The organism is Pantoea sp. Lu_F5_004, assembly GCF_051136245.1.
Lineage (GTDB): Bacteria > Pseudomonadota > Gammaproteobacteria > Enterobacterales > Enterobacteriaceae > Pantoea > Pantoea agglomerans.
Window position 1 is genome coordinate 1 of record NZ_CP194947.1, and the last position, 23,987, is coordinate 23,987.

The following is a 23,987-nucleotide window of genomic DNA, read 5'->3' on the forward strand; positions in this document are numbered from 1 at the left end:
ATGGCAGATAAAGACAACGAAAACAAAGCGTTACTTGAACCTTTTCTGTCAGTGACAAAAAACAGTGGTGAAGTTATTCAGCTTCATCCCAACAAGAATAATACCGTTCAGCCTGTCGCTTTAATGCGTCTTGGGCTGTTCGTGCCGACGCTGAAATCTACTGCACGCGGTAAATCCGGTGCTATGGCATCAACGGATGCGACGAAAGAGCTGAAGAATCTGACGCTGGTGAAAGCGGAAGGCTACGAAAAGATTACCATTACCGGCGCGCGGCTGGATATGGATAACGATTTCAAAACCTGGGCGGGTATTATTCAATCTTTTTCCCGCTACCCGACCAAAGGCGATACCGTCACGCTGCCGTTTATCGACTTTGTGAAGATGTGTGGCATTCCCTCTGCCAACTCTTCAGCCGCCCTGCGTAAGCGTCTTGATGCCTCTCTGCGCCGCATCGCGACCAATACACTCTCTTTTGAAGGTAACGGTAAGGCGTATCATACCCACCTTGTTCAGTCTGCTTATTACGATCGCGAAAAAGATATTGTGCGCATCCAGGCCGACCCCAAGCTGTTCGAACTCTATAACTTCGACCACAAGGTCCTGCTTCAGCTCCGTGCGATATCCCGTCTGAAGCGTAAAGAGTCTGCACAGGCGCTTTACACCTTCCTGGAGAGCCTGCCAACCAATCCGGCGCCTATCTCGCTTGCACGCCTGCGTATGCGCCTGAACCTCGGCTCTAAGACCACCACGCAGAACCATGTCGTACGGCGCGCGATGGAGCAGCTGAAAGAGATCGGTTATCTGGATTACTCAGAAGTGAAGCGTGGACGCTCAGTCTTTTTTATTATCCACAGCCGTACGCCTAAGCTTGATGGCATCAGTAATCTGGAGAGCATCGATTCGCTGGATGAGATCGAGTTTGATGATTAACCCCTCACGTTCACTGTAATCAGTATTCCTGCGTGGCAGTGTCACTTTTTGCGTTACCGGTGACATTGCGCCATCTGCACTTCGTTCACTGTAATCAGTATTCTCCAGGCATTCACTGAGATCAGTAACGTTCACTGTAATCAGTATCCGGGCCGCTGCGCAAAAGTGTTTTCATCCCCCTCTCCCTTCTGCGTGCAATATTATAAGGCTTTGTAAGTAAGTTAGTACTTACTCTCGTACTGGTTAGCACTCACTTATACCGGCTTTACTGATTACAGTGAATGCCCTGAATCCGGTTGGCTAAGCCCCTTTCTGCTGATTACAGTGAATCCTTTATACTGACTATAGTGAATGCCCTTGCTCTGCCCTGTTCTCAAAGAGCATTACCGGCTGAACAGCAAATCAGGGTCTGATGCGCTTTACCGTGATGGGTCTGTTCAGCGTGTATCAGATGATACTTATGACCAGAAGGACCAGAAGGAGCAGAAGGACCAGAAGGAGCAGAAGGAGCAGAAGGAGCAGAAGGAGCAGAAGGAGCAGAAGGACCAGAAGGAGCAGAAGGACCAGAAGGAGCAGAAGGACCAGAAGGAGCAGAAGGAGCAGAAGGACCAGAAGGAGCAGAAGGACCAGAAGGACCAGAAGGAGCAGAAGGACCAGAAGGACCAGAAGGACCAGAAGGAGCAGAAGGACCAGAAGGACCAGAAGGAGCAGAAGGACCAGAAGGACCAGAAGGACCAGAAGGAGCAGAAGGAGCGCGTGACACTGTTACTGATTACAGTGAATGTTTGCTGATGGGCACAATTCTCGCAGTCTGGTGAGTTTCCTTCAACGGCTTTCCGAATCGCTACTGATTACAGTGAATGTTGTTGCAAGATGCCCGGTCTGAGGCATGTCATTACCGCCATGGCGGTATGCTGAAGTCCTACTGATTACAGTGAACGTTCTGCTGATTACAGTGAATGTTTGCTGCGGTGTAGCTGAAGGCATCGTGCACTCACTGATTATAGTGAACGTTAAAGTGAAACTGAGACTGCTGACGGCATTGCGAATGTATACGGGGCTGGTGCATGACTGCCTGTAGGGCGACAGATGAAGCCGTTGCTCGCATGGCCTGAGTCTTTCACGACCACTCGGCACACACTGATGCAGAACGGAATCGCCTCTGTCTTCTCACTGCTAACTACTGAATCATATTACGACCCTGTCGGCACGCCCTGATGCAGAACAGAATCGCTTCTGTCTACTTACTGCTAACTACTGACTACAGTGAATGTTTGTGTGGCTATTCTCCTTCTCATCCCTCTTCCACTAGTGTTGTTACTGACTATAGTGAATGTTTACTGCTTTCTGGATTTACTGATTACAGTGAACGTTAATGGGCGGTACGCTTCTGTATCGCAGACCAGAGTCGGTTGTGACGTTGCCGGTGTATATTCCCTCTCCAGATTCCGATGCTTTTATCATCCGCTGAGGATTTTTCAACCCATCCTTACTGACTACAGTGAACGTTTACTCTGCCCTGCTCCCTCTTCTGACCGCTGATCGGCAAGTTTACTGATTACAGTGAACGTTGCTCTTCACAGAGCTGAAAACGTAAAACGCCACTGACTATAGTGAATGTTGAAGTGATGCAGTGGCAAAGATCAGTCAAGCCATCTGCAACTACTGCCTGAAAATCCGTTTAAAACTGTATCCATAGCTCATTCGCCTGCTCCATAAGGTCACCGGATGAGACACAAGCTTTACTGACTACAGTGAACGTTTGATGTCGCCGGGGCTGTCTCCTGAGTTCTCCCCTTTCCCGCTTACTGTACCCGGTTTGTCTGATGATTTTTTAAACCTGTTTGCTCACTACAGTGAATGTTCTGCTGATTACAGTGAATGCCGACCGCAATTCACCTGCAAAATATATTCGACAAGACGAAATAATGTGATGAAGCTCACCACAACCCGTGCGGTTACATAAAAACGGAGATTATGTTGAGAAGATAATTTATTGCCTCACGTGCAGGATTTCTGTATAAAGTCATAAATCCTACATGTTTGGAGCAACTATGGCTAATGATGACAAGCAGGTGATGAAGGTTGCGCAGCGTTCAGAACGCATGCTGTTAAGCCTCACCGAGCAAATTCAGGCGCAAAAGCAGGAACTGCATGAAAATACCTACTATCAGGTCTATGCCAAAGCGGCGCTGGCAAAGTTGCCCAAACTGACCCGGGCCAGTGTGGATTACGCAGTTAATGAGATGGAAGAGAGCGGTTATCAATTTGATAAACGTGCGGCCGGTTCTTCCGTTAAATACGCCATGTCGATTCAGAATATTATCGATATCTATCATCATCGTGGCGTGCCCAAGTATCGCGATCGCCACACGGATGCTTACACCCTGTTTGTCGGCAATCTGAAGGGCGGTGTCTCCAAAACAGTTTCAACCGTCTCGCTGGCACATGCGCTACGTGCACATCCCCATCTGCTTTTTGAAGATTTGCGCATCCTGGTTATCGACCTTGATCCTCAGTCCTCAGCAACGATGTTTCTGAACCACGAGCGCTCCGTCGGGCTGGTGGAAGCGACTGCGGCACAGGCAATGCTACAGAATGTCTCACGAGATGAGCTGGTCAACGAGTTTATTGTTCCGTCTATCATTCCGGGTGTGGATGTGCTGCCTGCCTCGATTGATGACGCCTTTATCGCCTCAAGCTGGGATCAGCTTTGTGCTGAGCATCTTCCGCAACAGAACGTTCATGCCGTGTTGTACGACAACGTTATTGCCAAACTGAAAAAAGATTATGACTTTATCTTTATCGACAGCGGCCCGCATCTTGATGCTTTCCTGAAGAATGCGATTGCAGCGTCAGATCTGTTGATGACTCCGGTGCCACCGGCTCAGGTGGACTTTCACTCGACACTAAAATACCTGACACGTCTTCCGGAACTGATTGCGATTATCGAAGACTCCGGCGCGACCTGTCGGCTGCAGGGCAATATTGGCTTCATGTCGAAGCTCTCCAATAAAGCAGACCACAAACTCTGTCATAGCCTGGCAAAAGAGATTTTTGGTGGCGACATGCTTGATGCTGCCCTTCCCCGCCTTGATGGTTTCGAACGTTGTGGCGAATCCTTTGATACGGTTATCTCCGCCAATCCTTCGACCTATGTCGGCAGCAGCGAAGCGTTGAAGAATGCACGATCCGCCGCAGAAGACTTTGCAAAAGCCGTCTTCGACCGTATCGAATTTATTCGCCTGAACTGAGGTTTGTATGAGTGCAAAAAGAATTACGATTGGCAGAACCTTCAGCCAGACTCCACTGGAAAATGACACGCCAGACAGCCAGCACAACCAGACATTCGTTCTGGCAACAGGCAAACGCGCCCTGTTTCGTTTTGAACGCATTGCCGCCAGCGACGTTGAAAGCAAAACATTTGTCACAATGGAAACCAACGGTCGCGATCAGGCAGGCCTGACACCCGATTCACTGCGCGACATTATCCGGACCATTAAGCTGCAGCAGTTCTTTCCCGCTATTGGCGTGATGCGCGAAGACCGCATCGAAATCCTCGACGGCTCACGTCGTCGGGCAGCCGCACTCTACTGCAAAACCGGCCTGGACGTGCTGATCACTGACGCGGCCATTACCGCTGATGAAGCTCGCCGACTGGCGCAGGATATTCAGACGGCACGGGAACACAATCTGCGCGAAGTGGGGATGCGTCTTTTAACGCTTAAAGATGGCGGTTTGTCGCAGAAAGAGATTGCTGAAAATCAGGGCTTATCACAGGCAAAAGTGACGCGTGCCCTGCAGGCCGCCAGCGTTCCGTCAGATTTGATTTCACTTTTTCCTAATCACGCCGAGCTGACCTATCCCGACTATAAAGCGTTGTTACAGGCAGCTGACAAGTTAAGTGAGTCCGGGCAAAGCGTCGAAGCTTTGATCAAGTCTATTTCCAGGGAAATTGATGTGGTCTGTGCCCGTGAAGGTCTGGCCGAGGACGAGCTTAAAAATCATATCCTGCGTCTGATTCGACAGGGCAGCCAGACTCTGATCAAAGAACCTGAAAAAGATAAAACCCAGGCGACTGCGCTCTGGTCTTTTGCTGATAAAGATCGCTTCGCACGCAAAAAGGTACGCGGACGGATGTTCAGTTATGAATTTAACCGGCAGTCGAAAGAGTTGCAGGAAGAGCTGGATAAAGTTATTGCGGAGACCCTGAAAAAATATCTCAACCGTTAACATATCCGCACTCAAATCAGCCAGCGATGAACGCTGGCTTTTTTTTGATTTTTTAGCGAATCGTCGTTAAAAGAGATGGCGGACACCCAGATTTCAGGCTGAAATCGCCAGCTTTTTGAGGGTTGTTATTTAATTAAGTTATTGAAAATTAATAATATAATTTATTGCGTCTTGCTGAAAAACCGCATGAAATCGCCATTTCGCCGAACTATTTCGCCACATACCGATGCCGCCTCCAAATCCCCCAGGTCACTACAAACAGAGTTAACGCTTTTCGTCTGATGTTGTCGTTGTTCAATCTGATCGCCGCCAGCGCGCATCCGACGGTCAGAATATTGCAAGTAATGATTTTTCGGGGCTGGTTCATTAGTGACCAATCAACCTTGCTAAACCTCAGTCACAGCGTACCGCCTTCACGCACTCCGCTAATCCCTCTGCTTAGCCTTTCTCCATGCATTAGCCCGCCAGTGATATTTCATGATTAACTGATTGTTTTTAATATAAAAGATTAAAGAATTTCAGCCTGAAATCGCCATGCCTGCAGCTAATAGCTCCTTCGTTTCACTACTGTGGGATAACAGATAAGATCAGAAAAGAGGCGTATCTCACGGACATTAAAGTCCTGAACAGAGACTGAAAAAAGATACTCAGAAACTATCCCTCACTTATCCACAGAAAAAGTGGATAACTTTTAACGTGCGATAAAATTTTTTTTGAAGAGGTGCACCAGAAGACGCAGCTTTGGCTTTGACTACCCTGGAATCCTGATCAGTGGAAAAAGATTGTCACAGTCTGGTCATAACGGAAAGGTAGTTGCATGGCATCAGATTCATTGCATTGGGTAAAGCAGATGAAATCGGCGGCTTACGGATGAAGAACCCCTATCGGGCCAACTGATAAAAGGCGATGGCTCAATGCACTGCTGTTTACAGTGAATGGCGACAAATAACGGCTATATGGCAGTGAACCGGGTGATCAGTGGCTGTTATCGGCATACAGCGTAGTTGCTGATGCGCAGAGAGTGCTGACCACTGCAATCAGTAATCAGACCGTTGTGAAGTGACGTAATGCAATGATGATCTTCCACGGCAGTACCGAACCTATGCAGAAGAAAACCGGGCCAGGCCCGGTTTTGATATGAATCAGGCTTCAAGCCAGGCGGTTATTTGCTTAACCATGGCATCAGTTGAGATGCCATAACGGTCATGCAGCGTCGGTAGTGCACCTGCTGCAAGGAAAGCATCCGGCAGAGCAATCTGTTTAAAGCGAGGCGTCACATGGTTTCGCATTAACAGGCCGGCAATAGCTTCGCCTAATCCACCCGTTATCGAATGATTTTCAGCGGTGATAACCAGCTGGTGATGATGCAGTGCTTCCCCCGCCTCACGCAGGATGGTCTCTTCATCCAGAGGCTTAATCATGGGTGAGTGAACCACACCTACCTCAATCCCCTGCTTCTCCAGCGTTTCAGCGGCTTCAAGCGCGCGCATGGTCATCAATCCGCTGCTGATAATGACGGCATGCTTACCGCCTCGCAGGCGCTGAGCCTTACCGTGCTGATAGCGATAGTCATATTTATCCAGCACCAGCGGAACCTTACCGCGCAGCAGGCGCAAATAGACCGGACCCTGATGTTCAGCAATAGCCGGTATTACCTGGCTAATCTCCAGTGCATCGCAGGGATCGATGATAGTCAGGTTCGGCATGCCCCGGAAGATTGCCAGGTCATCAGTCGCCTGATGACTTGGTCCATAACCGGTGGTCAGGCCCGGCAGCGCGCAGGCGATTTTAACGTTCAGATTCTCTTCTGCGATAGCCATGCAGATAAAATCATAAGCGCGGCGGGAAGCAAAGACGGCATACGTGGTGACAAAGGGCATAAAGCCTTCGCGCGCCATACCCGCTGCGGCGCTCATCAGTAACTGTTCCGCCATGCCCATCTGATAAAAGCGTTTCGGAAAAGCCTCTGCGAACAGGTGCAGATCGGTGTATTTACTTAAATCAGCCGTCAGCCCGACCACATCTGAGCGCTGCTCTGCCAGAGAAACCAGAGCATGCCCAAAAGGAGCTGAAACCGTGGGCTGACCTTCAGCGGCGATCGAGGCGATCATGGCGGATGTGGTCAGACGTTTTTTTTGCGGTTGTGAACTCATCTCATACTCCTTGCTCAAGTGCGGTCAGGGCTTTGTCCCACTCATCGGCATCAACCCGAATAAAGTGGGTTTTCTCACGACTTTCCAGAAACGGCACGCCTTTGCCCATTCGGGTATCGCAAATGATGACGCGCGGCTGGGGTTCGGGCCAGCTGCGAGCCGCATCAAAGGCGGCCTGCAAAGCAGAGATATCGTTGCCATCAACCCGCTGGGTGTACCAGCCAAAAGCCTGCCAGCGATCCACAATGGGTTCAAAAGCGAGAATCTCACTGCTATGGCCGTCAGCCTGCTGATTGTTGACGTCGATAAGGGCGATCAGGTTATCAAGTTGCCAGTGTGAGGCGGACATTGCCGCTTCCCAGGTAGAGCCTTCATTCAGTTCACCATCTGAAAGCAGGTTATAGACTCGTGCCTGCGAGCCTTTCTGCTTCAGCCCAAGACAGGTACCCACAGCAATACCTAACCCATGTCCCAGTGAACCGCCGGTAATTTCCATGCCTGGGGTATAGGCGGCCATGCCGGACATCGGCAAGCGGCTCTCATCAGTCCCATAGGTTTCCCTCTCCTCTTCAGGTATCACGCCTGCTTCCAGCAGGGCGGCGTAAAGGGCGATAGCGTAATGGCCAATCGACAGATAGAAGCGATCGCGCTCTTCCCACTCAGGTTGATCCGGGCGGTAATTCATGGCGTGGAAATAGCTGACAGCAAGCAAATCGGCGGCACCCAGCGCCTGACCGATGTATCCCTGCCCCTGAATCTGCCCCATTAATAAGGCATGGCGGCGAATATTGGTGGCTCGTTGCTGCAATGAAATCTCGTATGAAATGTGACGAGGGTCAGTCATGTTTCCTCCTGATTAACGATTAACGTCCGCTGCCCGGATGCGCAGCACGCATATCGCGCCACCCAGCAGGACGGCAGCAATAAAGTACATTCCGGAAGCGGGCGTACCGGTTGCGGTGGTGATGGTGCCTATCAGCCACGGTGAGAAAAAACCGGCCAGATTAGCAATGCAGTTCACGGCGGCGATGCCTGCGGCGGCAGAGACGCCACCTAACAGATTGGTCGGCAACATCCAGAACAGTGATGAGGCGGAAAGAATGCCCGCAGCGGCAATACAGAGGGAGAGCAGTGACAGGGGGACGCTATGGCTCAGCAGAGTTGCCAGCGTCAGTCCGGTGAGTCCGATCAGCATCGGAACAATCAGATGCCAGCGGCGTTCACGATAGCGATCGCCACTGCGTCCGGCCAGCAGCATAAAGATAATGGCGCAGAGGTAGGGCAGACTGGTCAGCAGCCCAATATGCAGTGGCTCACTGACGCCTGAGTTTCTCACCAGCGTCGGTAACCAGAACGTCAGGGCGTACTGACCCATCACCACACAGAAGTAGATCAGCGCCAGCAGCCACAGACGACGGTCGGCGACAAAGGCTTTTACCGTGCCATGACAGGCTTTCTGCTGATTATCCTCGTCCAGATCGGCACGCACCCGGCGTTTCTCATCTTCATCCAGCCACTCTGCCTGTTCAACGCGATCCTTCAGCACCAGCAGTACCACTAATCCCATAACAAGGGTGGGGATAGCTTCAAGCATAAACATCCACTGCCAGCCTGCCCATCCGTGAAAGCCTGCAAAGGTCGCCATAATCCAGCCTGAGAGCGGGCCGCCAATCATCCCTGAGAGCGGAATGGCGACAAACCAGAGCACGGTCATACGTGCGCGACGATGTGATGGAAACCAGTAGGTCAGGTAGAGCAACAGACCAGGCGCAAGACCGGCCTCGGCGACGCCGAGCAGAAAGCGCAGCAGGTAGAACTGCCATGCGGTTTCTACAAAGGCGAACAGGGCTGAGATGATTCCCCATGTGATCATAATGCGGGCAATCCAGCGGCGTGCGCCGACACGGTGCAGGATCAGGTTACTCGGCACCTCAAAGAAGAAGTAGCCGATAAAAAATATCCCGGCACCCAGTCCATACACGGTTTCGCTGAGTGACAGGTCATCCATCATCTGTAATTTAGCGAAGCCCACATTGACGCGATCAAGATAGGCGCAGAGATAACAGAGCATCAGCCAGGGCATCAGGCGCCAGGCAATTTTGCGATAGGTGATATCGCGCGCAGCAGAGGCTGCGCTCAGGTTAAGCGTGGTCATGGTGTTCACTCCCGAAGTTAGCCCGCCAGGCGTGCGGGCAGGGAAGGGCGCTATTTAATGGATCAGCATGCCGCCGTTCACATCCAGCGTGATGCCGGTGAGATAACCGGAGAGATCGCTGGCGAGGAACAGCGCAGCGTTGGCGACGTCACTGGCGGACCCAAGGCGGCCGAGCGGTATCCCATCGAGAATGGCGTGGCGGCGTTCATCCTGTAACAGGCCACCAGTGATGTCAGTCTGGATCAGACCGGGCGTCAGGGCATTAATGCGTATCTGGTCAGGGCCAAATTCGCGCGCCATCGCTTTTGTCAGGCCCAGAACGCCCGCTTTAGCGGCACTGTAGTGCGGGCCACCGAAAATCCCGCCGCCGCGCTGTGCTGAGACCGAGGACAGGCAGACGATGCTGCCGCCTTTCTGCTGCTGCATGGTGGGGATCACCGCCTGAGACATCAGCAGCGTGCCGCGCAGATTGACATCAAGAATACGGTTGTAATCCTCGATGCCGATTTCCAGTGTTTTAACCGGCTGAGTAATACCTGCATTATTGACCAGCACATCAATACGGCCGAAGTGCTCAAAGACCTGGTCGATGGCCCGACGAACAGAGAGGGGATCGGTCACATCGGTGGCCAGGCCGAGATGCCCGTCACCACAAGACAGTGCGCTGGCCTGGGCGGCCTGCAGATCTAAATCGAGCACTACCACGCGCGCGCCATGCTGAGCAAAACAGGCGGCTGTGGCCCGGCCAATGCCGCGCTGAGAGGCGGCACCTGTAATAATCGCAACTTTATTTTCGAGTAACATTGTCCACTCCAGAAAAATAATTATTAGTGGTTCGGTATCGCTACCGGCAGGGTCACGATCAGAATTGATAAAGCGGCTAATATTGGCAATGCAAAAAAATTCATTTGATGCTGAATGAATTTGTTGGTTTGATGCAGTTAACAATTCTGCGATTTAAAAATGGACACATATCACAAAATTCCAGTGTGGAGAGGCGGATGGAAAAGCAGTCTGATCACTTACCTTCGATTAAATCACTGCGGGTTTTTGAGCAGGTGGCCCATTTTGGTAATGTCGCGCGTGCGGCCGAGGAATTAAGTATTACGCCTTCGGCGGCCAGTCATCAGCTGGCAAAACTGGAGCGTGAACTGGGCTGTATTCTGTTTAATCGTTCGGCAAAGGGCGTAGTGCTGACGCTGTCGGGTGAGCATTACCTCAGGGAGATTGGTCCGATACTGCTGAGTCTGACGCAGGCGACTGCACGCATCAGTAACGAGAAAGCCCGCAGCAACCTCAGGATCCACTGCGCGCCCAGTTTCGGTCTGCTGTGGCTGTTGCCGCGCATCCATAAATTTCGCGACAGCTATCCTGAGTTCCAGCTCACGCTCTCCTGCTCTTATGAGAATTTATCTTTCAGCCGCGACAATATTGATATTGCGATACGCCATGGATTTCCGGACTGGAACTCATTCGAGATTAAAACGATCCGCCACGAAAGAATGTCGGTGCTGGCCTCGCCTGAATATCTGAAAAAGCATCCTGTTAATCAGGCCGCTGATTTAATTCATCATGCGCTGATATTATCGGAGTCGCCGCTTATTCAGTGGCCGCAGTGGTTTGCTTCTCAGCAATTACCTCAGCCGGATAAAGAGTGGTTATTTCGCTTCGATCGCTCTTATATGAGTCTTGAGGCGGCGATGTTAGGCCACGGTCTTATATTTGAAAGTGAATTGCTGGCGGAGGATTATCTGCGCAGCGGAAAACTGGTCAGAGTCTTATCCGAACAGGAGAGTCTGCCCGTTAGCGCCCATCATCTGGTCTTCCCGCGTGGATTTGCCCAGTTTCCCCGCGTCGCGCATTTCCTGAGCTGGATCCAGCAGGAACTAAAAGTGTTAAGCTAATGTTAAAATAACTTTCGCGGCGTCATTATTGCGCTGGTTTATTTCTCAGGTTAACTATCCCCGTTATAAAAATCGCATTGCTAAAGCTAACTTTTAAATACCGTCTACACTTCTTTACCCACTCGGTAAATATGATCCATTTCTATTCCGTATGAAATTTAATCAAACGGATGTTTAACTAATTAATGGCAGGGATATTATGAGTACGAATACACCAGACTCTGGTGAAGCGGGCGATCACGCGCCTGCGGATACGGTACGCCAGCGCATTTTTTTAGTGGTACTGGTTGCCACTATGGGCGCGCTGGCTTTTGGTTATGACACCGGGATTATCTCGGGTGCGTTACCTTATATGACCTCACCACCCGATCAGGGTGGACTTGGACTGAACTCATTCACTGAAGGGCTGGTAGCCTCTTCGCTGGTGTTTGGTGCCGCGATCGGTTCTTTCCTGAGTGGTTTCTTCTCTGACCGGTTTGGCCGGCGTATTACCCTACGCAGCCTGGCGGTTATTTTTGTGCTGGGTTCACTGGGAACAGCGCTGGCGCCTTCTGTCAACGTCATGGTGGCAATGCGCTTCCTGCTGGGGATTGCTGTCGGCGGCGGTTCTTCTACCGTGCCGGTGTTTATCGCCGAAATTGCCGGACCGCGCCTGCGTGCGCCGCTGGTCAGCCGCAATGAGCTGATGATCGTTACCGGACAGCTCATTGCTTATGTTGCCAGTACGCTGCTGAGCTATCTGCTGCATGATGAGCACCTGTGGCGCTACATGCTGGCAATTGCCATGGTGCCGGGGCTTTTACTGTTTATCGGCACGTTCTTCGTTCCCGCCTCACCACACTGGCTGGTGGCGGAAGGGCGTCTGAAAGAGGCTAAAAAGATCCTGAAGTACCTGCGTGAAACGCCGCGTGAAGTGCGCCATGAGATGGCGCAGATGAAGAAGCAGGCGAGGGCAGCAGAACGTGGGCCGGATGCGAAAACCCTGATCCGTGAGAAGTGGGTGATTCGCCTGATGGTTATCGGCGTCGGGCTGGGCTTTGTTGCCCAGTTCACCGGGGTAAATGGTTTTATGTATTACACCCCGATCATCCTTAAACAGACCGGACTTGGCACCAGCGCGTCGATTGCCGCGACCATCGGTAACGGCGTGGTCTCAGTGGTGGCGGCGATTGTCGGTATCTGGGCGGTCAGTCGCTTCCCGCGCCGGACGATGCTGATTACCGGCCTGTGTCTGGTGGTCGCTTCGCAGATTATGCTGGGCAGCGTGATGACCTTTATCGCTCCCAGCCTGATGCAGAGCTACCTCGCTCTGGGCTGCATTCTGCTGTTCCTGTTCTGCATGCAGATGTGCATCTCGCCGGTCTACTGGCTGATGATGTCGGAACTGTTCCCGATGCAGTTGCGCGGCGTGTTAACCGGCGGCGCTGTCTCACTACAGTGGATCTTTAACGCGATAGTCGCCTTTGGTTTTCCACCGATAATGGAATATGCCGGCAGCACCACCTTCTTCATCTTTGCCGCGATTAACGTCGGGTCGCTAATCTTCGTGATGGCGATGGTGCCGGAGACGCGGGGCAAAAGCCTGGAAGAGATTGAGTCACACATGAAAGAGAAGTTCGGTGAAAAGCCGAAAGAGGCTGAAGCCTCCTGAGTCTCCCACCGGATTCAGCCCACCGGCTGAATCCGGTTTTACCTCCTTACCTCCTTACCTCGTTATCTTCTTACTTACTATTGCACCGCATTTTCCCGGTCCTTGTCCTCATTAAGTCCTATACGACAACATTCACTGTAATCAGCCATTTTTCCCCGATTAATTTCCATACAGGGTCTGGCGATTTCAGGCTGAAATCGCCAGACCCTGTTTAATGATCGGTCGTTGTTGTCTTCAGAAACTACCGGTTAAGCGAAGCATGACCGCTGACAAAGATTGCCTCAGGCTCTGCGCTATACTCATTTTTCATCTGCTCCGCACGCTGACCGGTACGCACTATGAAAATTTCAACCACGACGGCAGTTTTTGCCGCATTGCTGACTGCTGCGCCATTGCATGCTGAAAACACACCAATCTCCTCCTGGTGGAATGGATTCACTGACGATGTTGCGCAGACCTGGAACGCGCCTCAGCATACCGATCTCTACCTGCCATTTATCAGCTGGCACGCCCGCTTTATGTACGACAAAGAAAAAACCGATAACTATAACGAGAATCCCTGGGGAGGCGGTCTGGGCATTTCCCGCTACAGCGACAGCGGCAACTGGAGCGCGCTTTATGCAATGGCTTTCAAAGACTCACACAATGAGTGGCAACCGATTGTCGGTTATGGCTGGGAGAAGGGCTGGTATCCAGGTTCGAATCAGGACTTTCGTCTTGGCGCGGGATTAACCGCGGGTATCACCGCACGTGAAGATTTTGGTAACTATATTCCGCTACCGATTATTCTGCCGCTGTTCTCTGCCGGTTATAAGGCGCTGAATGTACAGTTCACCTATATTCCGGGCACGTACAATAATGGCAACGTGCTGTTCGCGTGGTTTCGCTATGCATTTTAATTTTTCAGGAAAGGATTTATGAGCCGGAGATGGAAAACCATCACCCGCAGGCTCTGGCGCCTTGCGATTGCGTCTGGAGTACTGTTACTGCTGCTACTGATTGTCCGAATCTATGAAGCAGAGCGCGGGCCGGAGTTACATCGCTGGCACACCTGGGTCCCGCATGAACTGACAGTGGAACAGCTCGATAATGCGACGTATGCCGACTACCTCAAGGCCGAAAATCATCTATTTGACGAGATGAAGCAGCAGGTCAGCGACCGGCTGGATGCGGAAGAAAAAACACCACTCAACCGATACTATGCTGGCAGCATGATCTATCCGGGGCATTTTGCGCAGGACTGGAACCGTTCCTATATTCTGCAACCGACGGGCACGCCGCGCGGTGCGGTGGTGCTGTTGCATGGACTGACCGACAGTCCTTACAGTCTGCGGCATGTGGCAGAGGCTTACCGTCAGCAGGGTTATGTGGCAGTGGCGATACGGTTACCGGGTCACGGTACGGTGCCTGCGGGTCTGACCGATGTTGACTGGCAGGACTGGATGGCCGCTACACGCCTGGCGGTGCGGGAAGCGACCCGGCTGGCGGGCAAGCAGACGCCGCTGCATCTGGTGGGTTTCTCGAACGGTGGAGCGCTGGCGGTAAAATATGCGCTCGACAGCCTGGGCGATCAAACGCTGCGTCGTCCGCAGCAATTGATTCTGTTATCGCCGATGATCGGTGTGACTCGTTTTGCCCGGTTCGCAGGTGTTGCCGGGCTGCCCTCTGTTTTCCCTGCCTTCTCGAAAACGGCCTGGCTGAATATCGTACCGGAGTTTAATCCGTTTAAATATAACTCTTTTCCGGTTCACGCTGCCCGGCAGACCTATTTGCTGACGCAGGCGCTGCAGAAAGAGATCCTGCAATACGCGCGTAATCAGCAGCTCTCCGGTTTCCCGCCCGTGCTGACCTTTCAGTCGGTCATGGATTCCACCGTCAGTACGCCATCGGTCATCCGCGCGCTCTATAACTATCTGCCAGTGAACGGCAGCGAACTGGTGCTGTTCGATATCAATCAGGCGGTCAGCGTCAGTCCGTTATTCCGCCACTCCTCATATACTGCGGTTAATCAGCTGTTGCCTGCGGCGCGTCGGAATTACTCATCCACGGTGATCACCAATGCCACCACCACCTCGCTGGAGATGGTGACAAAAAGCGTTCCCGCCGGAGAGATGCAGGAACGGATTCAGCCGCTGTCAATTGCCTATCCGGCGGGTCTCTACTCGCTGTCGCACGTTGCGATTCCGTTTCCGGCTGAGGATGGGTTATATGGCAGTGCGCCCGTGAAGAAGAATGAGTTTGGTATCAGTTTTGGTACTTTATCACTACGCGGTGAGAGTGCGGTGCTGATTGTCGGGCTGGACTCGATTATGCGCGCCACCTCTAACCCGTTTTATCCTTATATGATTAACCGAATCGATCACCACATCAGTTGTAGCGACAAGCCGCAACTTGCGGCCTGCCTCAGCAGTTTCTGAATCAGTACAGCATCAGGCCCGCATCGTGCGGGCCTGATGTTAAATAGCGTTCAGCTTTTCCATCACCTCATCCGACAGTTCCAGGCTGCCGCTGGCAAGGTTCTCTTTAAGATGTTCCGGGGAAGAGGTGCCTGGAATAAGTAAAATATTGGGCGATCGCCGCAGCAGCCATGCGAGTGCGACCTGCATCGGCGTGGCATTCAGGGATGCAGCCACTTCATTAAGCTGATCCGACTGCAACGGAGAGAAGCCGCCCAGCGGGAAGAACGGCACATAAGCAATTCCCTGCTGCGCCAGCTGATCCACCAGCTCATCATCCTGTCGATGCGCCAGGTTATACATATTCTGCACGCAGACAATCGGCGTCATCGCCTGAGCTTCTGCGATCTGCGTGGCGGTAACGTTACTCAGGCCAATATGGCGAATCAGTCCGCGCGCCTGTGACGCCAGCAGCGCCTCCAGTTGTGGCTTCAGAGAGCCTTCTTTCGGCCTGGCCGGATGCAACATACTGCGCAGGTTCACCACCTCAATCACATCCAGCCCCAGGTTGCGCAGGTTATCTTCAACTGCCTGCGTCAGCGCCTCTGGCTCCATCGCCGCCAGCCAGCCGCCTTTGGCGTCGCGGCGGGCACCCACTTTGGTGACAATGCAGAGATCCTGCGGATAGGGATGGAGCGCCTTTTTAATCAGCTGGTTGGTTTCGTGCGGGCCATAAAAGTCGCTGGTGTCGATATGATTAACACCTGCCGCGATAGCGTCGCGCAAAACCTGAATTGCCCGGGCTTCATCTTTTACCGGGCCAAACACGCCCGGCCCGGCCAGTTGCATAGCGCCGTAGCCAATACGGTTAACTTCACGATCGCCTAACGTAAAAGTCATGGTGATGTTTGACATGAAAACCTCCTGCGTGAATGTAGATCAATTGTAACGGTGATTCAGCTGTGCAACTATCCGGTAAAATCAGGACAGACTGTACGGGGTGATGCACAATGGCGATCGATATGGCGCTGCTGGATGCCGTCGTGGCGGTGGCAAAAGCGGGGGGATTTAGGGAAGCGGCACGCGTCACCGGCAGCAATGCGTCACGCCTGAGCGATGCGGTACGACGGGCGGAACAACAGCTGGGTATTCGTCTGTTTCACCGTACCACCCGCACCGTGGTATTAACCGAAGCAGGCAGGGCGCTGATGGAACGTCTGCTGCCCGCGATCAATGAAGTTAACGCCGCGCTGGATGCGGTGAATCGCTACCGTAACACCCCTGGTGGCACGCTGCGGCTGAATGTGCCGGTCAGTGCTACGCGGCTGGTGCTGCCCGCGCTGGTGCCGGAATTTTTGCAGCATTATCCCGACATCCGGCTGGAAATTGTGGCGGAGAGCAGCGTGCAGGATGTCTTTCGTGACGGTTGTGACGCCGGGATTCGTTATGATGAGCGGCTGGAGCAGGATATGGTGGCGATGCCCATTGGCCCCAGACAGCAACGGTTCGCGCTGGCGGCTTCTCCGGCTTATCTGGCAGAACATGGACGGCCGGAACATCCGCGCGACCTGATCAATCATCGCTGTCTGCGTGGCCGTTATGCCAGCGGCATCATGGCTGACTGGACCTTCAGCCACGAGGGCGAAGAGATCAGCGTTGAAACCAGCGGGCCGCTGGTGGTTTCGGTCGGTGGCGCAATGGATCTGGCGGTGGAGGCGGCCATCGCCGGAAGCGGCGTGATATATCTGTTTGACGAGTGGCTCAGGCCAGCCCTCGACAGCGGCAGGCTGGAACCGCTGCTGCAACCCTGGTGGCTGACTTTCTCCGGTCCGTGGCTTTACTACAACGATCGCCGCCTGATTCCTGCCCCGCTTCAGGCGTTTATCGACTTTGTGCGCGAAAAAAACGGGCGCGAAAAAACCTCAGCTATACCAGCTGAGCCCCTGCGGCACCCGTGAAAATCCGGCATGTCGCAACGCGTTAAGCAGCGGTGACTGCGACACCGGTTCACCATCTACCTTCTCCAGCGTGAAACTCGCGGGCTTTTCACGTTTCAGCGCCAGGCCCAGTGCCGCCACCGCGACCTGCTGCAGCGCGGGATCGTCGATGAATGTCAGCAACTCTTTGCCTCCCGGCGTCAGGTAGAGTACCAGCGCGCCGCCTGTAATCACCACGCGTCCCCCCTGACGGCGGGTCGGGCGGATGCCGCTGGCGTGGAGCGGCCAGCTCAGCAACGCGCCAAACGGATTCGCCGGGTCCGGTGCGGCCAGCGCCACCGTCTCTGTCGCGGTCAGCGGCTTTTCTGCCAGCTCCCGCAGCCGCTCAATGGTGTTATGGTCGGCAAACTGCGCACCGCCCGCACCAGCGACAAACCGGCCACGCAGCAGTCGTCCGGCATCTTCCATGCTGCGTAATATCGGCTGTAACGCCGGGAATCCGCCGGGGATCTGTTCCGATATCGCGCTACCCCGGCTGATCACCCCATAACGGTCGAGAAGATTTTCCACCAGCGACAGGGCCAGCCGGGCAGGGGCTATCTCCAGTCGGTTAACCCGCGACCATCGACCAGCCAGCGTGTTGACCGCCGGTCGGCGTGCAGAAAGTGCGCCCGGGGTGAAGCGCTGACCAAAACGAGTGCGCAGGGTACGCGCCGGACGTGAGCGGGTCGCGCCTGGCGTGGTCAGCAGCCCACGCACCGCAATCCAGCTATCGGCAGTGACATAGCCCTGCCACACCAGTTGCCACAGGGCAGCATAAATATCGGTGGTTTGCGTCTCTGCCTCGTTCATCTGTGCCATGATCTCATGAACAAACCACGATCCACCCCGGCTCAGTGCGTCGAGAGTCGCCTGCTGAATCGGCGTCAGAGGCTGCGTAGTGTCATTCACCGGCAGTGTTTCAGCGGCATATTCCGTGAGGTGCAGTGAGATCAACCCATCATTCTGACCCAGGGCTTTGTGTCCGCACCAGGTAACCTCGCCACTGGCTAACAGTTCATCGAGCATCGCGGGCTGGTAGTCGGCTATCCTGGCGCGCAGGATTTGTGACTCCCACAGCGATGCCGGTAGCGGCACGCCCGCAAGTTGCTCAATCACCCGTAACAGCCCGCTGACACCCTGATGCTCTTCACGCTGCGTGTTAAGCACACCGTGACGCTCCAGCAGCAGACTAATCCAGGCGGCAGGTGGAACAGGCCGGGTTGCCTCACGTGCTGATTGCAGTGAACGTAAGCGTAACCGTTTGAAGATCTCTGTGGAAACCCACTCCGTTTCCGATGCGCCCTCTGGCGAACCCATATTGAGCAGGTTGCCCTGCTGATGCAGGGAAAGCAGCACCTCATTCACAATGGCGATACCCAGACCAAAATACGTGGCCAGCTGTCGGGCAGTGAACAGGGTATGGGTTCGGGCGTAGCGGTTAATGAGATCGCGTAGCGGATCGGCCTGCGGCTCCAGAAATGTTTCGGGCAGATCGTCAGGCAGTACAACGGCCAGTGCATCGCGCAGGCGGGCTGCATCTTCAATGATCGCCCAGCGCTCTTCACCGGCGAGGGTAACCGGAATCATTCGCTGCACGGCCGCGAACTGCGTCATGGCTTCCGCGATCTGCTGGCCGTTGCCACTGAAACGTGCCGCAATACCGGCAGCCGGGAGCGGGCCAAGATCGCGCAGCAGATCGATAATGCCTTCGGTGTGCTGCGCCTGATAGCGGGAATCGATGCGCTGCAGTTCCTGTTCAACCTGCTCAACGACGTCAGGTGCCAGCAAATCACGCTTGCTGGTCTGGCCGAGTAGCTCACCCAGCAGATTACTGTCGAGCGCCAGCAGTGAGGCGCGCCGTTCTGCCTGGGGGGCGTCGCTGGCGTAAATAAACTCTGCAACATAGCCAAACAGCAGCGGCGCGGCAAAAGGGGAGGGCTGTTCGGTCGTCACCTCGACCAGCTTTACTTTCCCCTGTGCTATCTGTTCCATCAGCTGGTGCAGGGCAGGCAGATCGTAGACATCCTGCAGACATTCGCGTGCAGTTTCGATAAGGATGGGGAAATCGTCATACTGTCGTGCGACTTCCAGCAACTGACCGGCGCGCAGCCGCTGCTGCCAGAGCGGCGATCGTTTGCCCGGATTACGCCTCGGCAGCAGCAGAGCGCGTGAGGCACATTCACGGAAGCGGGCGGCAAACAGCGCCGACTGACCGACACTCTCAGTAACTTCCCGGGTCAACTGGTCAGCGTCGAACATAAACAGGTCAGCGCCGGGTAACACTCCCTCGCTGGCGGGAAAGCGGGCCACAATGCCGTCATCGCTGGCCGCAACAGAAGCATCAATGCCCAGGCGTTGCTGGATTCGGGCGGCAATCGCCAGCGCCCAGGGTGCATTGACCCGCTTTCCCCAGGGCGAATGCAGGATCACCCGCCAGTCGCCGATTTCGTCACGACAGCGTTCAATCAGCAACGTGCGATCGTCCGGCAGTACGCCGGTGACGGCGCGTTGTTCAGCCAGCAAAGCCAGCAGATTCGTGACTGCGCGGGCATCCAGCCCCAGCGCGCGCAACTGCTCCTGCGCATCCGCCGGTAAAGCCGCATCCAGATGACGCAGAAACAGCCCGAGGCTGGCACCCGAATCGGCCGAGCGGCCCACACCTTCTCCGCGCCAGAAAGGCAGACGAGCCGGACGGCCTGGCGCAGGCACCACCAGTACCTGGTCGTGGGTAATCTGCTGAATCCGCCACGACGTTGCGCCCAGGGTAATAATGTCATTGACCCGCGACTCATAGACCATCTCTTCATCCAGCTCACCGACACGACGTGAGCCAGCCTGCTCTTCGCCTTCCGGCAGGATGACGCTGAACATGCCGCGATCGGGAATGGTGCCGCCGCTGGTCACGGCCAGATGCTGAGCGCCGGGTCGCGGCGTCAGCAGTCCGCTCTGACGATCCCACACCAGCTGCGGCCGTAGCTGAGCAAAGGCGTCTGAGGGAAACTTGCCCGCCAGCATATCGAGCGTGGCATCAAACAGCCGACGCGACAGAGTGCGAAACGGATCGGCCCGACAGACCTGCGCGTACCACGCATCGACCTGTAAGGGATCCATTGCGACGGCCGCCAGGGTTTGCTGCGCCAGAATATCGAGCGGGTTACGCGGCGGAGCCAGCGCATCGAGCTGGCCCGCACGCATTGACTGCAATATGACGGCCGAATCCAGCAGATCGCGTCGGGTGCGCGGAAACAGGATGCCGGTTGATACGCCGCCGACCTGATGCCCGGCGCGTCCCACCCGCTGCAGTGCGCTGGCGACTGAAAGCGGTGCGCCCACCTGGATCACCAGATCCACCGGCCCCATATCAATGCCCAGTTCAAGACTGGAAGTCGCCACCACGCAGCGCAGTCTGCCCAGTTTCAGTGCGGCTTCAATCTCGCCTCGCTGCTCTTTCGAGACGGAACCGTGATGCGAGCGGGCAATAAGATCGTCACTGTCGTCGCGTTCTGCATCCCGATCGCCAGCGGCTGTCTGCTGCGCCAGATAACGCGCATTGAGCCGCGCCGTCAGCTTTTCTGCCAGGCCACGCGAATTCACAAACACCAGCGTGGCGCGATGGGCCATGACCTGCTGCAGAATGCGCGCTTCAATGTGCGGCCAGATCGAACCGCTGGCAGAGGTGGCTTCACCGGTCAGATCATCGGCGCTGGCGATATCGGTCATATCTTCGACCGGCACCTCGATGGTCAGGTGCAGCGTCCGGTCGGCGGCCGGATTAACGACCTGAACGGGCTGACAGCCGCCAAGGAAGGCGGCCACCCGCTCAACCGGCCGTACCGTGGCGGAAAGCCCGATACGCTGGGCGGGCTGTGGCAGCAGCGCATCGAGCCGCTCCAGGCTCAATGCCAGCTGGGAACCCCGCTTTGTTCCCGCCACCGCATGCACCTCATCGACGATGACCGTGGTCACGCCCTGCAGCGTCGTTCGCGCTTTTGAGGTCAGCATCAGAAACAGCGACTCGGGTGTGGTGATCAGGATATCGGGCGGGCGGCGCACCAGCCTGGCGCGCTCTGCACCGGGCGTATCGCCGGAACGCATTCCGATATTCAGAGTGATCTCTGGCTCATTCGTTGCCTGCCGCTCAGCGTAAACGCCCGCCAGCGGCAGATTAAGGTTGCGCTGTACGTCCGCGGCCAGCGCTTTAACCGGTGAAATATAGAGTATGCGGGTGGTCGTTTCACGCGAGGGTGAGGGCTGGTTGGTTCGGAACTGAAACAGCGTGTCGATGGCGGTGAGGAAGGCCGCCAGCGTCTTCCCTGAACCGGTCGGGGCGATCACCAGCGCATGTTCTCCGCTGGCTATCGCCTGCCATGCCGCCTGCTGCACCGGCGTGGGTGCAGCGAAGGTGGCAGAAAACCAGCGTCGTGTGGCGGATGAAAACCGGGCTAAAACCGCATCAGATTGGGATTTCGACATCATACTCACGGTATCACGCAGCAACTGCGCCTGAAATTAATCCGTTGAGTGTATGTGAAAATTACCGTTTGTGGATGACGCGGCAGATATCTGGCCGCGTCGGGTGGGTTTGTTAACTGACCGCTCCGGCTAAAGCGCGACCCCTGATCGCCAGCAGCGACACCAGTGCCAGCACGATGATGGTCATGCCATAGAACCAGGCGGTCTGGTTCAGCCCGATATGGGGCGCTGCCATTCCGGCGGCAATCGCAGGCAGGGCAAAGGCGAGATAGCTTTTGATCAAAAAGGCGGAGAACAGTCCGGCGCGTTCATGACTTTCAGCTAACTGCATAATGATCTTCAGCACGCTGGAGAAAATCGATCCAAATCCCTGACCCGCAATCGCGGTGCCGAGATAGAGCCAGGCTACGCTGTGCAGAGAAAGGCCTGTAAGCGTGACGCTGACGCCCGCTATCAGCATCAGCGTACCGATAACTAATGCCCGCGCAGGCGGTAACGGGCGGAAGAGAAATACTGCTGCCGTTGCGCTCAGCATCAGCGTCGCCACAATCGAGCCGCCGATAAAAGGCGATGTCAGGCCGGTTGCGTTCGCCACCATTGAGGGCATCAGTGAAAGGTAAAATCCGCCCAGCATCCAGGTTGCGACGTTAACCGGCGTCACCATTAACAACGGACCCAGTGCGCGTCGCGGTATGCTGACCTGGGGTCGCAGTGCGGCCAGAACACCCGGTTGAGGCGCAATGGTTTCAGGTATCAGCGGCAACAGCGCCATGGCAAACAGCATCAGTATCAGCAGCAGCGCATAGAGCGTCACCGTGGGAAAGGGCGCAAAGGTGACCAGTATGCCGCCCGCCAGCGTGCCCAGCGTCATCCCCAGAAAGGCGGTGAACGAGTTCAGCAGAGGTCCGCGGGTTTTACTGGCGTCAATCAGGCTGGCACCAAAGGTCGGCAAGGCAATACCGGTAGCAAAGCCCTGCACCAGTCGGGCAACGATTAAGGTGGTAGCAGAACTGGCAGTCATAAAGATCACCAGCGCGATCGCATTGATGGCCAGCGCAAGCAGCATCAGCGGACGGCGGCCGGTATAGTCTGACACTTTACCCACCGTCAGCAGCGCAGCCAGCAACGCGAATGCATACGCGCCAAAGATTAGCGTCAGCATGGTCGGCGTCAGATGGAACAGGCTGCGATAAAGCGGGTAGAGCGGCGTCGGCGCACTGCTGGTGGCGGAAATCAGCGCCGCACCGGTAAAACTGAAAAGCGTGGTGCGGGCAGCAGCCTGAGGCGTCAATGTGGGATTCATGGAAATCACCTTAATGCAAAGTATTAGCTTTTAATAAGGTATACGGCTATCTGTGCCTTAATGCAATATCTTTGCTTTAACCTATTTTGCTGTGTGACTTAGTGTCACCCTGTGGTAAGGTTTGTGTTACTAAGTCACACATGGGAGGAGATATGGCTTCAACAAGACTTCGTCAGCAGGGCGGGGCGGTCGTGCTGACTATCCCCAGCGAGATTGCTGCCAGAGCGGGCTGGACCGTCGGCATTGAGCTGGACGTCACCGCAGAAGGCGAATCGGTGAATATTGTGCCGGTAACGCGTGTACCACGCGGTCGCCGCACAGTTGCTCAGTTGCTGGCCGGTATCGATCAGCAGGAAATTCAACAGTATAACGAAGAGGCCGCCGACGGGTTGAACGACGCGCCGCAGGGCAGGGAGCATATCTGATGGTTTCAAGGAGAGTGCCGCAGAAAGGCGAAATCTGGCACGTTAATGGCGATCCGGTTGAAGGGCGAGAGTTTAAAGGGCCGCATTATTACCTTGTTATTTCGCAGCGGGAGTTGGTTGCGGCTTTGGGAACGGCAGTGTGCGTACCGGTAACAAGCGGCGGCGGCGCATCACGCTCACAGGGCGTGACTGTTTATCTGGACGGTAACAGTACAGATACCGGCAAAGTGACCGGCGTTGCGCTGTGCTATCAGGTGCGCTCGCTTGACCTGACTGCGCGCAAGGCAAGCTATGCCGCCACAGTTGAGCCACATGTTATGGATGAAATATTGTCTTTAGTCGTAGACCTTATCGACCCGCGGTAAATCAACACTGTCTGACAGTT

At 54.8% G+C, this 23,987-nt stretch carries 18 protein-coding genes; 11 read left to right on the forward strand and 7 right to left on the reverse strand.

Annotated features, from left to right (window positions below; all coding sequences use genetic code 11):
* The 4 genes from ACR8BN_RS18940 to ACR8BN_RS18955 all read left to right on the forward strand — a co-directional run bounded on the left by ACR8BN_RS18940 (position 1) and on the right by ACR8BN_RS18955 (position 5,163).
* Positions 1–930 (forward strand): RepB family plasmid replication initiator protein, encoded by a 930-nt coding sequence (locus ACR8BN_RS18940; protein ID WP_010246820.1) that lies wholly within the window; start codon positions 1–3, stop codon positions 928–930.
* Positions 931–1,281: 351 nt separating this feature from the next.
* Positions 1,282–1,722, forward strand: coding sequence for a hypothetical protein (locus tag ACR8BN_RS18945; protein WP_434747714.1), 441 nt, complete (start codon positions 1,282–1,284; stop codon positions 1,720–1,722).
* Between the two features lie 1,262 nt (positions 1,723–2,984).
* Positions 2,985–4,184 carry an AAA family ATPase gene (locus tag ACR8BN_RS18950; protein ID WP_031591167.1) on the forward strand — a complete coding sequence of 400 codons (1,200 nt, stop codon included), beginning with the start codon at positions 2,985–2,987 and terminating at the stop codon, positions 4,182–4,184.
* Positions 4,185–4,191: 7 nt separating this feature from the next.
* The gene (locus ACR8BN_RS18955) at positions 4,192–5,163 is read left to right on the forward strand and encodes a ParB family protein (RefSeq protein ID WP_424998878.1); all 972 of its coding nucleotides are present in this window, start codon (positions 4,192–4,194) and stop codon (positions 5,161–5,163) included.
* 1,142 nt (positions 5,164–6,305) lie between these two features.
* Here ACR8BN_RS18955 and ACR8BN_RS18960 read toward each other — a convergent pair.
* From ACR8BN_RS18960 to ACR8BN_RS18975, 4 genes are read right to left on the reverse strand one after another with little or no spacing between them, the layout of a single operon-like run.
* Positions 6,306–7,316 carry a transketolase family protein gene (locus tag ACR8BN_RS18960; protein WP_031591166.1) on the reverse strand — a complete coding sequence of 337 codons (1,011 nt, stop codon included), beginning with the start codon at positions 7,314–7,316 and terminating at the stop codon, positions 6,306–6,308.
* Position 7,317: 1 nt separating this feature from the next.
* A complete protein-coding gene (locus tag ACR8BN_RS18965) occupies positions 7,318–8,160 on the reverse strand; it encodes a transketolase (RefSeq protein ID WP_434747715.1) in 843 nt (280 codons plus the stop codon).
* 12 nt (positions 8,161–8,172) lie between these two features.
* Positions 8,173–9,471: an MFS transporter gene (locus ACR8BN_RS18970; protein WP_434747716.1), complete on the reverse strand. Its 1,299-nt coding sequence runs from the start codon at positions 9,469–9,471 to the stop codon at positions 8,173–8,175.
* Between the two features lie 54 nt (positions 9,472–9,525).
* Complete coding sequence (locus tag ACR8BN_RS18975) at positions 9,526–10,275, reverse strand: SDR family NAD(P)-dependent oxidoreductase (RefSeq protein WP_434747717.1); 750 nt, start codon at positions 10,273–10,275, stop codon at positions 9,526–9,528.
* Between the two features lie 197 nt (positions 10,276–10,472).
* On the opposite strand from ACR8BN_RS18975, the gene ACR8BN_RS18980 reads away from it, so the two are divergent.
* From ACR8BN_RS18980 to ACR8BN_RS18995, 4 genes are all read left to right on the forward strand, one after another.
* Entirely contained in the window at positions 10,473–11,375 is a 903-nt protein-coding gene (locus ACR8BN_RS18980; RefSeq protein ID WP_311975193.1) for a LysR substrate-binding domain-containing protein, read from the forward strand.
* Positions 11,376–11,574: 199 nt separating this feature from the next.
* Entirely contained in the window at positions 11,575–13,026 is a 1,452-nt protein-coding gene (locus tag ACR8BN_RS18985; protein ID WP_031591158.1) for a sugar porter family MFS transporter, read from the forward strand.
* Positions 13,027–13,364: 338 nt separating this feature from the next.
* Positions 13,365–13,925: a lipid IV(A) palmitoyltransferase PagP gene (gene pagP / locus ACR8BN_RS18990; protein ID WP_010246837.1), complete on the forward strand. Its 561-nt coding sequence runs from the start codon at positions 13,365–13,367 to the stop codon at positions 13,923–13,925.
* Positions 13,926–13,943: 18 nt separating this feature from the next.
* The gene (locus ACR8BN_RS18995; protein WP_434747718.1) at positions 13,944–15,443 is read left to right on the forward strand and encodes an alpha/beta hydrolase; all 1,500 of its coding nucleotides are present in this window, start codon (positions 13,944–13,946) and stop codon (positions 15,441–15,443) included.
* Between the two features lie 39 nt (positions 15,444–15,482).
* On the opposite strand, the gene ACR8BN_RS19000 is transcribed toward ACR8BN_RS18995, so the two are convergent.
* A complete protein-coding gene (locus ACR8BN_RS19000; RefSeq protein WP_434747719.1) occupies positions 15,483–16,337 on the reverse strand; it encodes an aldo/keto reductase family oxidoreductase in 855 nt (284 codons plus the stop codon).
* A gap of 95 nt (positions 16,338–16,432) precedes the next feature.
* Between ACR8BN_RS19000 and ACR8BN_RS19005 the strand changes: the two genes are divergently transcribed.
* Positions 16,433–17,380: a LysR family transcriptional regulator gene (locus ACR8BN_RS19005; protein WP_434747720.1), complete on the forward strand. Its 948-nt coding sequence runs from the start codon at positions 16,433–16,435 to the stop codon at positions 17,378–17,380.
* Here the strand turns inward: ACR8BN_RS19005 and ACR8BN_RS19010 are convergent.
* Positions 17,345–21,874, reverse strand: coding sequence for an ATP-dependent helicase (locus tag ACR8BN_RS19010; RefSeq protein ID WP_434747808.1), 4,530 nt, complete (start codon positions 21,872–21,874; stop codon positions 17,345–17,347). The two genes, ACR8BN_RS19005 and ACR8BN_RS19010, sit on opposite strands and share 36 nt — an antisense overlap.
* Before the next feature lie 112 nt (positions 21,875–21,986).
* Complete coding sequence (locus tag ACR8BN_RS19015; protein ID WP_434747721.1) at positions 21,987–23,177, reverse strand: MFS transporter; 1,191 nt, start codon at positions 23,175–23,177, stop codon at positions 21,987–21,989.
* 152 nt (positions 23,178–23,329) lie between these two features.
* Between ACR8BN_RS19015 and ACR8BN_RS19020 the strand changes: the two genes are divergently transcribed.
* Both ACR8BN_RS19020 and ACR8BN_RS19025 read left to right on the forward strand, forming a co-directional pair.
* Positions 23,330–23,602, forward strand: coding sequence for an AbrB/MazE/SpoVT family DNA-binding domain-containing protein (locus ACR8BN_RS19020; protein WP_022624564.1), 273 nt, complete (start codon positions 23,330–23,332; stop codon positions 23,600–23,602).
* Positions 23,602–23,967 carry a type II toxin-antitoxin system PemK/MazF family toxin gene (locus ACR8BN_RS19025; RefSeq protein ID WP_099257194.1) on the forward strand — a complete coding sequence of 122 codons (366 nt, stop codon included), beginning with the start codon at positions 23,602–23,604 and terminating at the stop codon, positions 23,965–23,967. Before ACR8BN_RS19020 ends, ACR8BN_RS19025 begins: the two co-directional genes overlap by 1 nt.
* Positions 23,968–23,987: the final 20 nt, after the last annotated feature.

Bases quoted from the DNA above. Each gene is read 5' to 3' on its own strand.
- ACR8BN_RS18940 (WP_010246820.1), top strand. From the start codon at position 1: ATGGCAGATAAAGACAACGAAAACAAAGCGTTACTTGAACCTTTTCTG.
- ACR8BN_RS18945 (WP_434747714.1), top strand. From the start codon at position 1,282: ATGCCCTTGCTCTGCCCTGTTCTCAAAGAGCATTACCGGCTGAACAGC.
- ACR8BN_RS18950 (WP_031591167.1), top strand. From the start codon at position 2,985: ATGGCTAATGATGACAAGCAGGTGATGAAGGTTGCGCAGCGTTCAGAA.
- ACR8BN_RS18955 (WP_424998878.1), top strand. From the start codon at position 4,192: ATGAGTGCAAAAAGAATTACGATTGGCAGAACCTTCAGCCAGACTCCA.
- ACR8BN_RS18960 (WP_031591166.1), bottom strand. From the start codon at position 7,316: ATGAGTTCACAACCGCAAAAAAAACGTCTGACCACATCCGCCATGATC.
- ACR8BN_RS18965 (WP_434747715.1), bottom strand. From the start codon at position 8,160: ATGACTGACCCTCGTCACATTTCATACGAGATTTCATTGCAGCAACGA.
- ACR8BN_RS18970 (WP_434747716.1), bottom strand. From the start codon at position 9,471: ATGACCACGCTTAACCTGAGCGCAGCCTCTGCTGCGCGCGATATCACC.
- ACR8BN_RS18975 (WP_434747717.1), bottom strand. From the start codon at position 10,275: ATGTTACTCGAAAATAAAGTTGCGATTATTACAGGTGCCGCCTCTCAG.
- ACR8BN_RS18980 (WP_311975193.1), top strand. From the start codon at position 10,473: ATGGAAAAGCAGTCTGATCACTTACCTTCGATTAAATCACTGCGGGTT.
- ACR8BN_RS18985 (WP_031591158.1), top strand. From the start codon at position 11,575: ATGAGTACGAATACACCAGACTCTGGTGAAGCGGGCGATCACGCGCCT.
- pagP (WP_010246837.1), top strand. From the start codon at position 13,365: ATGAAAATTTCAACCACGACGGCAGTTTTTGCCGCATTGCTGACTGCT.
- ACR8BN_RS18995 (WP_434747718.1), top strand. From the start codon at position 13,944: ATGAGCCGGAGATGGAAAACCATCACCCGCAGGCTCTGGCGCCTTGCG.
- ACR8BN_RS19000 (WP_434747719.1), bottom strand. From the start codon at position 16,337: ATGTCAAACATCACCATGACTTTTACGTTAGGCGATCGTGAAGTTAAC.
- ACR8BN_RS19005 (WP_434747720.1), top strand. From the start codon at position 16,433: ATGGCGATCGATATGGCGCTGCTGGATGCCGTCGTGGCGGTGGCAAAA.
- ACR8BN_RS19010 (WP_434747808.1), bottom strand. From the start codon at position 21,874: ATGTCGAAATCCCAATCTGATGCGGTTTTAGCCCGGTTTTCATCCGCC.
- ACR8BN_RS19015 (WP_434747721.1), bottom strand. From the start codon at position 23,177: ATGAATCCCACATTGACGCCTCAGGCTGCTGCCCGCACCACGCTTTTC.
- ACR8BN_RS19020 (WP_022624564.1), top strand. From the start codon at position 23,330: ATGGCTTCAACAAGACTTCGTCAGCAGGGCGGGGCGGTCGTGCTGACT.
- ACR8BN_RS19025 (WP_099257194.1), top strand. From the start codon at position 23,602: ATGGTTTCAAGGAGAGTGCCGCAGAAAGGCGAAATCTGGCACGTTAAT.